The sequence below is a fragment of the Streptomyces sp. NPDC017890 genome (assembly GCF_044328675.1).
In the GTDB taxonomy this organism is placed as follows: domain Bacteria; phylum Actinomycetota; class Actinomycetes; order Streptomycetales; family Streptomycetaceae; genus Streptomyces.
In genome coordinates this window covers 18,118-31,111 of record NZ_JBIRHU010000027.1, presented here as the reverse complement: position 1 = coordinate 31,111, position 12,994 = coordinate 18,118, and the positions used below count along the sequence as shown (strand labels likewise).

Here is a 12,994-nt window from a genome sequence, read left to right as displayed (position 1 = left end):
CGGGTCACAGCTCGGGGACGGGCCGCTCGGGCGTCCGGAACGCCAGCCGCCCGTCCTCGACGTCGACCGTCACCCGGCCGCCCTCCGCGATGCGGCCGTCCAGCAGCAGCCGGGACAGCTCGTTGTCGACCTCGCGCTGGATGGTGCGGCGCAGCGGACGGGCGCCGTACTCGGGCTGGTAGCCGCGCTCGGCGAGCCAGTCCACGGCCGCGTCGGTGAAGTCGACGGTGATGCCCTGCGCGTGCACCATGCGGCGGGTCTGTTCCAGGAGCAGGCTGGTGATCTGCCGCAGCTGCTCACCGCTGAGCTGGCGGAAGACGACGATCTCGTCGATGCGGTTGAGGAACTCGGGCCGGAAGTGCTCGCGCAGCGGGCGCAGCACCTGCTCACGGCGCGCCTCCTCGTCCGCCTCCGAGCCGCCGGCGCCGAAGCCGATGCCCGCGCCGCGCCGGGTGATCACGTCGGAGCCCAGGTTGCTGGTCATCACGACGACCGCGTTGCTGAAGTCCACCGTCCGGCCCTGGGAGTCGGTCAGCCGGCCGTCGTCCAGGACCTGGAGGAGGATGTTGAAGACGTCCGGGTGCGCCTTTTCCACCTCGTCGAGCAGGAGCAGCGAGTACGGGTGCCGGCGCACCACCTCGGTGAGCTGGCCGGCCTCCTCGTGCCCGACGTAGCCGGGCGGGGCGCCGACCAGGCGGCTGACGGTGTGCCGTTCCTGGTACTCGCTCATGTCGAGCCGGACCATCCGGTCCTCGCTGCCGAACAGCGCCTCGGCCAGTGCCCGCGCCAGTTCGGTCTTGCCGACGCCGGTCGGGCCGAGGAAGAGGAAGCTGCCGATGGGCCGGTCGGGGCTGGAGAGCCCGGCGCGGGAGCGCAGTACGGCGTCGGAGACGACCCGTACGGCCTCTTCCTGGCCGACCACCCGCTCGTGCAGGTGGGACTCCAGGCCCAGCAGACGGTCCTTCTCCTCCTGGGTGAGGCTGCTGACCGGGATGCCGGTCTGCCGGGACACCACCTCGGCGATGGACTCGGTGCCGACGACCAGGTTCAGGCCCTCGTCGGCCTCGCCACCGCCGTCGGCCTCGGTGATCCGCTGCTTCAGTTCGGTGATCCGGTCGCGCAGCTGCAGGGCCTGCTCGTACTGCTCGGCCGTGACCGCCTGGTCCTTGTCCCGGATCAGCTGGTCGACCTCGCGCTCCATGGCCCGCACGTCCGTGCCCTTGGTGCGGGCCCGCAGCCGCACCCGGGCGCCGGCCTGGTCGATCAGGTCGATCGCCTTGTCCGGAAGCCTGCGGTCGGTGAGGTAGCGGTCGGACATCTCCACGGCCGCCACCAGTGCCTCGTCGGTGTAGCGGACCTGGTGGTGGGCCTCGTAGCGGTCGCGCAGGCCGCGCAGGATCTCGATGGCGTCGGCCGGGGTCGGCTCCGGGACCAGGATCGGCTGGAAGCGGCGGGCGAGGGCCGCGTCCTTCTCGATCCGACGGTACTCCTCCAGCGTGGTGGCGCCCACGATGTGCAGCTCGCCGCGGGCCAGGGCCGGCTTGAGGATGTTCCCGGCGTCCATCGAGCCGCCCTCGCCGCCACCGCCCGCGCCGACGACGGTGTGCAGCTCGTCGATGAAGATGATCAGCTGGTCGGAGTGGGCGCGGATCTCGCCCACGATGTTGTTCATCCGTTCCTCGAAGTCGCCCCGGTAGCGGGTGCCGGCGACCACGCCGGTCAGATCCAGCGCGACCACCCGGCGCCCGACCAGCACGTCGGGCACGTCGCCGTCCGTGATGCGCTGCGCCAGCCCTTCCACCACGGCGGTCTTGCCGACGCCCGCGTCACCGATGAGCACCGGGTTGTTCTTGCCGCGACGGGAGAGCACCTCGACGGTCTGCTCGATCTCCTCCTCGCGTCCGATCACCGGGTCGATCCGGCCCTGCTGGGCCAGGTCGGTGAGGTCGCGGCCGTACTTGTCCAGGGTCGGCGTGTTCGTGGACCGCGGCCCCTCCGAGCGGCCGGCCATCGCGGTGTCCGGCGTCTCCGTCGGCAGGCCCGAGGGGGCGAACCGGGCCGCGTTCAGGATGTGCCCGGCGGCCGAGTCCGGGTTGGCGGCCAGGGCGCTGAGCACGTGCTCCGGGCCGATGTACCCGGTGCCGGTCGACCGGGCGAGTTCGTGTGCGTCCAGCAGGGCGCGCTTGACGGCCGGGGTGAGGGAGAGGGAGGTCGGCGGCGGGACCTCACCCGGCGGGTGCTGCACAGGACCGGTCCGCTCGTCGATCTGCGACGCCATGGCGTCGGGGTCGGCACCGGCCCGGCTGAGCAGGCCCCGGGTCGGCTCGGCGGAGAGCGCGGCCCGCAGCAGGTGCTCGGTGTCCAGGTCCCGGCTGCCGTGCTCGGCGGCGTACTGGGCGGCGCCGCGCACCAGCTCCCGGGCGGGCTGGCTGAGCAGCCGGCCGATGTCGATCTGCCTCGGCCTGGGCCCGCCGAAGAAGCGTGCCAGGAATTCCGCGAACGGGTCACCTTCCGGGCCCATGAAGCCGCTGGTCATCGTTTCCGGTCCTCCGCTGCCTCGCTGATCGACGTGCCGGGGCCGGGTAACCCGGTCGGGGTGCGCTCATGCCCAACATGACACGTTCTGTTCCGGCGGGCATGTCCGAGAACCCCGCCCCCGGCCCGCCTCAGAGGCCGTCGCGCGAGGTCAGCACCCGCGGACCGGTGTCCGTGACGGCCACCGTGTGTTCCACGTGCGCCGCCCGGGAGCCGTCGTTCGTGCGCAGGGTCCAGCCGTCGGGTGCGCAGTGGTAGTCGTCCCGGCCGCCGCCGATCAGCATGGGCTCGATGGCGATGACCATGCCGTGGCGCAGGGGGAGCCCGCGCCCCGGCCGGCCCTCGTTGGGCACCCCCGGGTCCTCGTGCATGTGCCGGCCGATGCCGTGGCCGCCGAAGTCCTCCATGATGCCGTAGCCGCCCCCTCGGCACACCGTGCCGATGGCGTGCGCGATGTCGCCGACGCGGTTGCCGACGACGGCCGCCCCGATGCCCGCCGCGAGGGCCCGCTCGGCGGTCTCGATCAGCGTCACGTCCGCCGCGCGCGGGGTACCCACGACGAAACTGACCGCCGAGTCGCCCGCCCAGCCGTCGAGGGTCGCGCCGCAGTCGATGGAGACGAGGTCGCCGTCGCGCAGCCGGTAGCCGTCCGGGATGCCGTGCACGATCGCGTCGTTCACCGACGCGCAGACGACGGCCGGGAACGGGGTCTGCGCGAAGGAGGGGCGGTAGCCGAGGAACGGCGAACCGGCGCCCGCCTCCCGCAGCACCTCGCGGGCCACCGCGTCCAGCTCCAGCAGGGACACGCCCACGTCCGCGGCCTGCCGTACGGCGGTCAGGGCGCGTGCGACCACCTGGCCGGCGGCGTGCATGGCGTCGATCGATGTGTCTGTCTTCAGTTCCACCATGCCAATTACTATACCGGTATTTGAATTGGGTCCATCTCGGGGGACCGGTATTACAATGACGGCATGGTGCGCACCCCTCTCACCCCCGAAGAGCGCGAACGCGGCGAGCGGCTCGGCAGGCTGCTCCGCGCGGCCCGCGGAGACCGGAGCATGACGGAGGTCGCTGCCGAGGCCGGCCTCTCCGCCGAGACGCTGCGCAAGATCGAGACCGGCCGGGCGCCCACCCCGGCGTTCTTCACGGTCGTCGCGCTGGCCCGCGCACTCGGGCTGTCCATGGACGAGCTGGCCGGGCGGTGCTCGCTCGCGGGAGTCTGAGACCGCCTCAGCCGCCCCACCGGCCCCCTCACTCACCCACAGGAGTGCGAAAACCGCTCGACGCCGCGCCCTGACGACGATGGTCTTGGCAAGCCCGCCCGGACGGGCTTACGTTCGTCCCTCTACGGCCTGTTCTACGGGCGTAGAGGCTCTGACGTCGTGTCGAAGGAGCAGCTCATGGCCAACGTCGTTCGTGCCGCTCTCGTCCAGGCCACCTGGACCGGCGACACCGAGTCCATGGTGGCGAAACACGAGGAGCACGCCCGCGAGGCGGCCCGGCAGGGGGCCAGGGTCATCGGCTTCCAGGAAGTCTTCAACGCCCCATACTTCTGCCAGGTCCAGGACCCCGCGCACTACCGCTGGGCCGAGCCCGTGCCCGACGGGCCGACCACCCGCCGCATGCAGGCACTCGCACGCGAGACCGGCATGGTGATCGTCGTCCCCGTCTTCGAGGTCGAGCAGTCGGGCTTCTACTACAACACGGCGGCGGTGATCGACGCCGACGGCACCGTCCTCGGGACGTACCGCAAGCACCACATCCCGCAGGTCAAGGGATTCTGGGAGAAGTTCTACTTCCGTCCCGGCAACGCCGGCTGGCCCGTCTTCGAGACCGCCGTCGGCAAGGTCGGCGTCTACATCTGCTACGACCGCCACTTCCCGGAGGGCTGGCGGCAACTCGGCCTCGGTGGCGCCCAGCTCGTCTACAACCCCTCCGCCACCCACCGCGGCCTCTCCGCCCACCTGTGGCGGCTCGAACAGCCCGCGGCGGCCGTCGCCAACGAGTACTTCATCGCCGCGATCAACCGCGTCGGGCAGGAGGAGTACGGCGACAACGACTTCTACGGGACCTCGTACTTCGTCGACCCGCGCGGCCAGTTCGTCGGGGAGACCGCCAGCGACACCAAGGAGGAACTCCTCGTCCGGGACCTGGACTTCGGCCTCATCGAGGAGGTGCGGCAGCAGTGGGCCTTCTACCGCGACCGCCGCCCCGACGCCTACCAGGGACTGGTGCGCCCGTGACCCGCGACCTGTTCGCCCGCCACCGGTCCGTCCTGCCCGACTGGCTCTCCCTCTACTACGAGGACCCGCTGGAGATCACGCACGGCGAGGGCCGGCACGTCTGGGACGCCGCCGGCAACAAGTACCTCGACTTCTTCGGCGGCATCCTCACCACGATGACCGCGCACGCCCTGCCCGAGGTGACCAAGGCGATCAGCGAGCAGGCCGGGCGGATCAACCACTCCTCGACCCTCTACCTCAACCGGCCGATGGTCGAACTCGCCGAACGCGTCGCCCAGGTGTCCGCCATCCCGGACGCACGCGTCTTCTTCACCACCTCCGGCACCGAGGCCAACGACACCGCCCTGCTGCTCGCCACCACCCACCGGCGCTCCAACACGGTCCTGGCGATGCGCAACAGCTACCACGGCCGCTCCTTCGGCGCGGTCGGCATCACCGGCAACCGGAGCTGGTCCCCGACCTCGCTGTCCCCGCTCCAGACGCTCTACGTCCACGGCGGCGTGCGCACCCGAGGCCCCTACGCCCACCTGGACGACCGTGAGTTCATCGACGCCTGCGTCGCGGACCTCGAGGACCTCCTCGGCCACACCCGCCCGCCCGCCGCGCTGATCGCCGAGCCGGTCCAGGGCGTCGGCGGCTTCACCTCCCCGCCGGACGGCCTGTACGCCGCCTTCCGGGACGTGCTGCACGAGCGGGGCATCCTGTGGATCGCCGACGAGGTGCAGACCGGCTGGGGCCGTACCGGCGACCACTTCTGGGGCTGGCAGGCCCACGGGCGCGGTGGACCGCCGGACATCGTGACCTTCGCCAAGGGCATCGGCAACGGCATGTCCATCGGCGGCGTCATCGCCCGCGCCGAGATCATGAACTGCCTGGACGCCAACAGCATCTCCACCTTCGGCGGCACCCAGGTCACCATGGCGGCCGGCCTGGCCAACCTCAACCACCTCCTGGAGCACGACCTCCAGGGCAACGCCCGGCGCGTCGGCGGACTGCTCATCGAGCGGTTGCGGGCCGTCGCCGCCCAGGTTCCGCACGTACGGGAGGTACGGGGACGCGGGCTGATGATCGGCGTGGAGGTGACCCGGCCCGGCACCGACCGGGCCGACCCCGAAGCCGCGTCCGCCGTGCTGGAGGAGGCCCGCGCGGGCGGGCTGCTCATCGGCAAGGGCGGCGGCCACGACACCAGCGTCCTGCGCATCGCCCCGCCGATGTCCCTCACCGTCGCGGAGGCGGAGGAGGGCGCGGCGATCCTGGAACGCGCTCTGCGGAGCCTGTGACCACCGTGCACTGAACGACGGGAGGGGCCGCAACCGGCCCGGTGCCCTGCGGTGGCGCGACGGCCCTCACCACCGGGGCACCGCGCAGCGGCGACGCCGACGAGCAGGCCGGGTGGTCCGTTCCTCGCACCGTGCGCGGCCCGCGACCGACGAAGTGGGCCCTGACAGGAGGGAACAGCATGAGCAGCCGTACCGTCATCCGCGGTGGCCTCGTCATCACCGCGTCGGACGAGATCCACGCCGACGTCCTGATCGAGGACGGCCGCGTCGTGGCGCTCGCCGCGACCGGCACGCAGGCCGCGGCGGCCTTCACGGCCGGGCGGAGCGACCTGGTGGGCGGCCCGCCCGGAGGGTGGGGGAGGGTCGTCGACGCCACCGGCAAGTACGTGATCCCGGGCGGGGTCGACGGACACACCCACATGGAGATGCCCTTCGGCGGCACCTGTGCCGCGGACACCTTCGAGACCGGCACCCGGGCCGCCGCCTGGGGCGGCACGACCACGATCGTCGACTTCGCCGTCCAGAGCGTCGGCCACTCCCTGCGTGAGGGCCTGGACGCCTGGCACGCGAAGGCCGAGGGCAACTGCGCCATCGACTACGCCTTCCACATGATCGTCTCCGACGTGAACCAGGAGACGCTCAAGGAGATGGACCTGCTCGTGGAAGAGGGCGTCACCTCCTTCAAGCAGTTCATGGCCTACCCCGGCGTCTTCTACTCGGACGACGGCCAGATCCTGCGCGCCATGCAGCGCGCCGCCGGGAACGGCGGCCTGATCATGATGCACGCCGAGAACGGCATCGCGATCGACGTCCTGGTCGAGCAGGCCCTGGCCCGCGGGGAGACGGACCCGCGCTACCACGGCGAGGTCCGCAAGGCGCTCCTGGAGGCCGAGGCCACCCATCGCGCCATCAAACTCGCCCAGGTGGCCGGGGCCCCGCTGTACGTCGTGCACGTCTCGGCGGCGGAGGCGCTGGCCGAGCTGGCCCGGGCGCGCGACGACGGGCTGAACGTCTTCGGGGAGACCTGCCCGCAGTACCTGTTCCTGTCCACGGACAACCTCGCCGAGCCGGACTTCGAGGGCGCCAAGTACGTGTGCAGCACGCCCCTGCGCCCGCGCGAGCACCAGGCGGCCCTGTGGAGGGGACTGCGGACCAACGACCTCCAGGTCGTCTCCACCGACCACTGCCCCTTCTGCTTCACCGGTCAGAAGGAGCTGGGCCGCGGCGACTTCTCCAGGATCCCCAACGGCATGCCGGGCGTGGAGAACCGCATGGACCTCCTCCACCAGGCCGTCGTCGACGGACACCTCACCCGCCGCCGCTGGATCGAGATCGCCTGCGCCACCCCGGCCCGCATGTTCGGCCTCTACCCGAAGAAGGGCACCATCGCGCCGGGCGCCGACGCCGACGTGGTCGTCTACGACCCGCACGCCGAGCAGGTCATCTCCGCCGACACCCATCACATGAACGTCGACTACTCGGCCTACGAGGGCCGGCGCGTCACCGGCCGGGTGGAGACCGTCCTGTCGCGCGGCGAGGTCGTCGTGGACCGGCGGACCTTCACCGGCCGCGCCGGCCACGGCATGTACACCCCCCGCTCCACCTGCCAGTACCTCGACCGCTAGGGAGGCCGCCGTGGACTTCGGCATCGTCCTGCAGACCGACCCGCCCGCGTCGGCGGTCGTCGCTCTGATGCGCCGCGCGGAACGCAACGGCTTCCGCTACGGCTGGACCTTCGACTCCGCCGTGCTCTGGCAGGAGCCGTTCGTCATCCACAGCCGCATCCTGGAGCACACGCGGAAGCTGACCGTCGGGCCCATGGTCACCAACCCGGGCACCCGGACCTGGGAGGTCACCGCCTCCACCTTCGCCACCCTCAACGACATGTACGGCAACCGCACCGTCTGCGGCATCGGCCGCGGCGACTCCGCGATGCGGGTCGCGGGCCGCCGGCCCCACACCCTGGCCGCGCTCGGCCGGGCGATCGACGTCATCCGCGACCTCGCCGAGGGACGCGAGACCGAGATCGAGGGGCAGCCGCTGCGGATCCCATGGGTGAGGAACGGCAGGCTGCCGGTCTGGATGGCCGCGTACGGGCCGAAGGCCCTCGCCCTCGCCGGGCAGAAGGCCGACGGCTTCATCCTCCAGCTCGCCGACCCGTACCTGACTCAGTGGATGGTGAAGGCGGTGCGCACCGCCGCCGCGGACGCCGGCCGGGACCCGGACTCCGTCACCGTCTGCGTGGCGGCACCCGCCTACGTCGGTGACGACCTGGCCCACGCCCGCGAGCAGTGCCGCTGGTTCGGCGGCATGGTCGGCAACCACGTCGCCGACCTGGTCTCCCGCTACGGCGAGCACTCCGGCATCGTCCCCGAGGCACTGACCGCGTACGTCAAGGAGCGGCACGGCTACGACTACGGACACCACGGCCGTGCCGGTAACCCGTCCACCGACTTCGTCCCCGACGAGATCGTCGACCGCTTCTGCCTGCTGGGCCCGCCCCGGGCGCACATCGACCGGCTCCGGGCCCTCGGCGACCTGGGTGTCGACCAGTTCGCCGTCTACGCCATGCACGACGCGAAGGAGGCGACGATCGACGCGTACGGCGCGGAGGTCATCCCCGCACTGAACGCGTAGGCCCGGGGTCCGCCACGGCTCCGGAGCGGCGACGGAAGCGACTAAGGTCGCAACCTGCCCGGCCCAGTACCCACTTTCGTACGCGCTCTGGCCGTCACCAGAACACATGTGTCCCCGTGGGGTCCCGGCCACAGTACGGTGACTGGCGTGAAGTGCCCGATTCGGTGGTTGGGCCACGGTGCCGTTCTGGACATCCTTCTCGTCGTCGTGCTTGTGGTGTTCAACGTGTACGTGGCCGTGTGGAGTGGTCTGCCGGGGGAGGGGAGCCCCGGGCGCGGTCCGTGGGCCGGGCTCGCTCTTCAGGTCGTGGTGGCCTCGACCCTGCTGTTGCGCAGGACGCGGCCGTTGGCCGTGCTCGGCGTGGTCACGGTGGCCTCGTTCGTCATGTCGTTGTCGATGTGGCTGGCTCCGGGGTGGTGTCTGGCGTCGGCGGACGGCGCGGGGGTGTGGGTGCCCTCTGCCGCGCCCTTCGCCACGTACGGTGCGGTGATCTACTCGGCGCGCCCACGTGCGGCGTGGGTGCTGACGGGTGTGCTGACGCTGCTGGCCACGCGGTTGTGGGCGTTGTCGTTCGCGGTCACCGCGAGCGGACTGGTACTGACCGCTGTTCCGGCGCTGCTGGGCATCTACGTGGGAGCCCGGCGCGGACTGGTCGAGGCGCTGACGGAGCGGGCCGAGCGGGCGGAGCGGGAGCAGCTCCTCGTGGCGGAGCGGGCCCGTGCGGAGGAGCGGGTGCGGCTGGCGGGGGAGATGCACGACGTCGTGACGCACCGGGTGAGTCTGATGGTCCTGCAGACGGGCGCGCTGCGCATGACGACGACCGACGCGCGGGTGCGGGCCGAGGCGGAGGCCTTGCGGGCGACGGGGTGCCAGACACTGGAGGAGTTACGGGACCTGGTCGGGGTGCTGAAATCACCGTGGAGCGCCGCGACGGTGGTGGAGAACGCGGAGGGGGATGTGAGCGGGTCGGACCTGGACCTGGCGGTGCTGGTGGCACAGGCCCGGGCCGCGGGCACGGACGTGGAGTTCAACGAGGAGGGGGACGGGTCCGTGCCGGCGCCGGTGGTGGCGAGGACGGCGTACCGGGTCGTTCAGGAGGCGTTGGCGAACGTCCGCCGGCACGCTCCGGGAGCCTCGGCGCGGGTGGACGTGCGCTACGAGGTGGACCGGGTGCGGCTGCTGGTGCGCAACACCGCGCCGACGAGGCCGGTCGTCGCCGGTCCCGCGGCGGGCGTCCCGGGAGGTGGGCTGGAGTGGCTGCTCCGGCGGGTCGACCTCGTCGGCGGCACCTTCGCGTCGGGCCCTCTTCCCGGCGGTGGCTTCGCGGTGGAAGCCGTCCTGCCGATCTACGTGCCCACCACGAGGACGTGGATCAGGGCCGACGATCACCCTGCCCCCGGGCTCCGGGACTTCGACGGCTGACCGAGGCCCGGGGCGCCGGCCCGCCCGGTCCCCCGGGCCGCCGTCCCGCGGCCCGCCGGGGTCGCCGCCTCAGCGGCTGACGAGCCCGGCGTCGTAGGCGAGCAGGCCCGCCTGGGTTCTGTTGCTGCACCCCAGTTTGACGAGCATGCGCGAGACGTAGCCCTTGACCGTGGCCTCGCTCAGGAACAGCTTCGAGGCGATCTGGGCGTTCGAGAGTCCCTCGCCGAGGCAGGTGAGCACCTCCGTCTCACGGTCGGTGAGTTTGCTCGCCAGAAGCTTTGCGCGCTCCCGGGTGGCCTGTTCCTCGGAGGAGGCGGCGATCAGCCTGCGGGCGGCCACGGGAGAGAGGACCGCGTGACCGTCCGCCGCGACCCTTACCAGACTGATCAGATCCTCGGGCGGCGTCGACTTCACAAGAAATCCACTTGCGCCGCTGCGCAGTGCCCGCATCACGTACTGGTCCGCGTCAAACGTGGTGAGTGCCACAACTTTCGGCGGCTGTTCGAGTTTGGAAATGCGGTCGATGGCGGTCAGACCGTCGACGCCGGGCATACGGAGATCCATGAGGACGATGTCGGGGCGATGCCGTACCACGGCCTCCACCGCGGCCGCACCGTCATGGGCCTCGTCGACGACTTCGATATCTTCGGCGGACCCGAGAATCGTGCGCAAGTGCGCACAGACCATGGGTTCGTCATCGACGACCAAGACCTGGATTAATTTGTTCCCCATGTCGCGCAGTCTATCCAGGCCGCGCTCGCGCGATTGTCCCTGATTACGCTCGGCCGCTCGTGAGCTCCGTCGCGCACCGGCCGGGTGCACCTGCTGTGGGGGCCCGGACGCCGGTCGGACCGCAGGGACGAGGGCCACGGCGAGGGCGCCGGGTGTCACCGCTGCGGGGTGCGCCTGACGCCGAGCTGGCTGGTCGGACGGGGTTCGGTGGAGCGGAAGGGGGTCCGGCTCCCGGACGTGAGCGTGCGGTGCCGGCCGCTGGTGCGGCCCGACGGCCGAGGGCGGAGGCCGAAGGGCGGAACGTACTCCCCGGTGACGCCCGGCAGCGTGGCGGCCGGTGGTCGCACCCTCCGGATCCCGCCACGAGATCACACGGATCGCCGCGTTCGCCGCCGGACCCATCCAGCAACCGCCGCATGTCGCAAGGCCCACGAGTAGGGAGATGCCACATCGCGGTGCGACTTTCCTCGGTGGCCGTACCGACGTTCCCCGCTGCTGGGTGAGGAGTCTGAGGAGGTTTCATGGTGTTGGCGCCGCAACGGGGTGGCGGGCGAAACCGCCGCCTCCCGCGCGGGCCCTCGTATCCCGGTGGTCGGTCTCCCCCGTAATCGGCCACCGGGATTTTCTTGTCGGATTTCCCCGTCCTCGTTCAAAGGGGAATGAATTCGTCGTCCCGTCCCTTGCGTACTGGTGATACGGCGGAGCGGGAAATTGCGGAAGTGTTCTCGGTAGTGGGAAGTGACTTCCGGGACCAGTGACCGCATACCGGCGGCGCTGCCGATACCGGGGCCGCGACGCGGGAGGCCGGCCCGGGGAGTGCGCGCAGCGTCGATCGCCTCTGCAACCATCCCGCCCGCTGTGCCGGGGAGTTGGCCCGCGAGGCGAGGGTGTCCGGGCGGCACGGCGGTCGTGCCCGCCGTATTCCGGTCAGGGCAGTGGAAACCGGCCGAAGTGCCGGGAGTCCCGTGCGGGAGCCGCCCTGCCCGGGCCGGGGCGCGTGCGACCCTTGATTGTCCCCTTACGCCTGCCATATCGGTCCGTACGGGTACCGCGACCGACGGTATTCGCACGATGATCCGCACAGCGGCTCCCTCGGCGCGGCTCACCGGCCTGGCCGGACTCGGTCGGGACCACCGGACCGCAATTGTGTACTATCCCGCACACCCGGTCCGCAAGGCTGTGCGACGGCGGCGGTGAGGTGGGCGGCGTGATGGTTGCCATGGATATCCATTGCCGGCTCAACGGATACTTTAGTAGCGCCGTTTCGATCCCGAAGACCGTACGAAATCCAGGAGAAACCTGAAAAGATTAGGAGAGCAGGCTCGCCGGCCGCCGCAGCCGGGTGCCCAGGGCCGACACCCACTTGGAAGAGCGGGACCCCTACTCACCACCGGGAGAATCTATGCAGCCAGGGGCGGACAACCCGTGGTTTCCGGTACATGACAACCGTCCTGGCGGCATTCTGGGGAAGGCCGACTCGGAACCGGTGGCTGCCCTGGAGGTGAGCAGGAGCGGGGGAAGCGGTGCTCAGGGGGGTCGGGGGGAGGCGCGCAGCTTCCGGGTTCCGCAGCATTCCCGTGCGGCCGCCGTGTCGGCGGGTGGATCGGCGGCTTCCTTCGTGGCCGGTCTGCTCCACCGGGCCCGCCCGCTGGAACGCGTACAGGTGTACGGCGTGGACACGCAGGCGGACCCCGTGTCCGCCGAACGTCTTGTGGGCCTCGTGCCCGAGGGGATGCCGCTGCGGGAGACGACGGTGCGGGACGCCCTGGTGGAGGCGGGCGTCGGCAGGGGCCTGGACCGGGACACCGCCGCGGAGCGCACGGCGGAGGTGCTGGACGCCTTCGAACTGCGCGACACCGAGTTCGTCCCGACCAACCGGCTGGCGCCGGGCCAGCGTTCGCGCGTCGCGCTGGGTTGTGCTCTGCTTCCCCTGCCCAGGCTGCTGCTGCTGTGTGATCCGCTCGACGGGGTGGACGCCGCCTCCGAAGCGATCATCAGCCGTGCCATCAGCCGCTTCGCGGTCTCCACGGGCACGGTGGTGTTCTCCACCGGATCGACCGACGTCGTGGAACGGATCGCCGACCATGTGCTCCTGGTCCATGACGACCAGGTGGTGGATTCCTTCCCCTCTCCCCGGAGCTGACC

10 protein-coding genes are annotated in these 12,994 nt (G+C 71.3%); 7 read left to right on the top strand and 3 right to left on the bottom strand.

Annotated features, from left to right (window positions below; all coding sequences use genetic code 11):
* Positions 1-4: 4 nt before the first annotated feature.
* Together ACH4F2_RS29815 and map are read right to left on the bottom strand one after the other, a co-directional pair.
* Complete coding sequence (locus tag ACH4F2_RS29815; RefSeq protein ID WP_398135861.1) at positions 5-2,536, bottom strand: ATP-dependent Clp protease ATP-binding subunit; 2,532 nt, start codon at positions 2,534-2,536, stop codon at positions 5-7.
* Positions 2,537-2,666: 130 nt separating this feature from the next.
* Positions 2,667-3,443: a type I methionyl aminopeptidase gene (map, locus tag ACH4F2_RS29810; RefSeq protein WP_398135860.1), complete on the bottom strand. Its 777-nt coding sequence runs from the start codon at positions 3,441-3,443 to the stop codon at positions 2,667-2,669.
* A gap of 63 nt (positions 3,444-3,506) precedes the next feature.
* Here map and ACH4F2_RS29805 point away from each other — a divergent pair, with 63 nt between their 5' ends.
* The 6 genes from ACH4F2_RS29805 (at position 3,507) to ACH4F2_RS29780 (ending at position 10,117) form a co-directional block, all read left to right on the top strand.
* Positions 3,507-3,758, top strand: a complete 252-nt coding sequence (locus ACH4F2_RS29805; RefSeq protein WP_398135859.1) for a helix-turn-helix domain-containing protein — start codon at positions 3,507-3,509, stop codon at positions 3,756-3,758.
* 177 nt (positions 3,759-3,935) lie between these two features.
* The gene (locus ACH4F2_RS29800) at positions 3,936-4,778 is read left to right on the top strand and encodes a nitrilase-related carbon-nitrogen hydrolase (RefSeq protein WP_398135858.1); all 843 of its coding nucleotides are present in this window, start codon (positions 3,936-3,938) and stop codon (positions 4,776-4,778) included.
* Entirely contained in the window at positions 4,775-6,058 is a 1,284-nt protein-coding gene (locus ACH4F2_RS29795) for an aspartate aminotransferase family protein (RefSeq protein WP_398135857.1), read from the top strand. Before ACH4F2_RS29800 ends, ACH4F2_RS29795 begins: the two co-directional genes overlap by 4 nt.
* A 179-nt stretch (positions 6,059-6,237) precedes the next feature.
* Complete coding sequence (gene hydA / locus ACH4F2_RS29790) at positions 6,238-7,683, top strand: dihydropyrimidinase (RefSeq protein WP_398135856.1); 1,446 nt, start codon at positions 6,238-6,240, stop codon at positions 7,681-7,683.
* A gap of 10 nt (positions 7,684-7,693) precedes the next feature.
* Positions 7,694-8,695 carry a TIGR03842 family LLM class F420-dependent oxidoreductase gene (locus ACH4F2_RS29785; protein WP_398135855.1) on the top strand — a complete coding sequence of 334 codons (1,002 nt, stop codon included), beginning with the start codon at positions 7,694-7,696 and terminating at the stop codon, positions 8,693-8,695.
* Positions 8,696-8,842: 147 nt separating this feature from the next.
* On the top strand, positions 8,843-10,117 hold the full coding sequence (locus ACH4F2_RS29780; RefSeq protein ID WP_398135854.1) for a sensor histidine kinase: 1,275 nt from the start codon (positions 8,843-8,845) through the stop codon (positions 10,115-10,117).
* A 69-nt stretch (positions 10,118-10,186) separates the two neighbouring features.
* On the opposite strand, the gene ACH4F2_RS29775 is transcribed toward ACH4F2_RS29780, so the two are convergent.
* Positions 10,187-10,849, bottom strand: a complete 663-nt coding sequence (locus tag ACH4F2_RS29775; protein WP_398135853.1) for a response regulator — start codon at positions 10,847-10,849, stop codon at positions 10,187-10,189.
* 1,618 nt (positions 10,850-12,467) lie between these two features.
* Between ACH4F2_RS29775 and ACH4F2_RS29770 the strand changes: the two genes are divergently transcribed.
* Positions 12,468-12,992: a hypothetical protein gene (locus ACH4F2_RS29770; protein ID WP_398135852.1), complete on the top strand. Its 525-nt coding sequence runs from the start codon at positions 12,468-12,470 to the stop codon at positions 12,990-12,992.
* Positions 12,993-12,994 lie beyond the last annotated feature (2 nt).

Bases quoted from the DNA above. Each gene is read 5' to 3' on its own strand.
- ACH4F2_RS29815 (WP_398135861.1), bottom strand. From the start codon at position 2,536: ATGACCAGCGGCTTCATGGGCCCGGAAGGTGACCCGTTCGCGGAATTC.
- map (WP_398135860.1), bottom strand. From the start codon at position 3,443: ATGGTGGAACTGAAGACAGACACATCGATCGACGCCATGCACGCCGCC.
- ACH4F2_RS29805 (WP_398135859.1), top strand. From the start codon at position 3,507: ATGGTGCGCACCCCTCTCACCCCCGAAGAGCGCGAACGCGGCGAGCGG.
- ACH4F2_RS29800 (WP_398135858.1), top strand. From the start codon at position 3,936: ATGGCCAACGTCGTTCGTGCCGCTCTCGTCCAGGCCACCTGGACCGGC.
- hydA (WP_398135856.1), top strand. From the start codon at position 6,238: ATGAGCAGCCGTACCGTCATCCGCGGTGGCCTCGTCATCACCGCGTCG.
- ACH4F2_RS29775 (WP_398135853.1), bottom strand. From the start codon at position 10,849: ATGGGGAACAAATTAATCCAGGTCTTGGTCGTCGATGACGAACCCATG.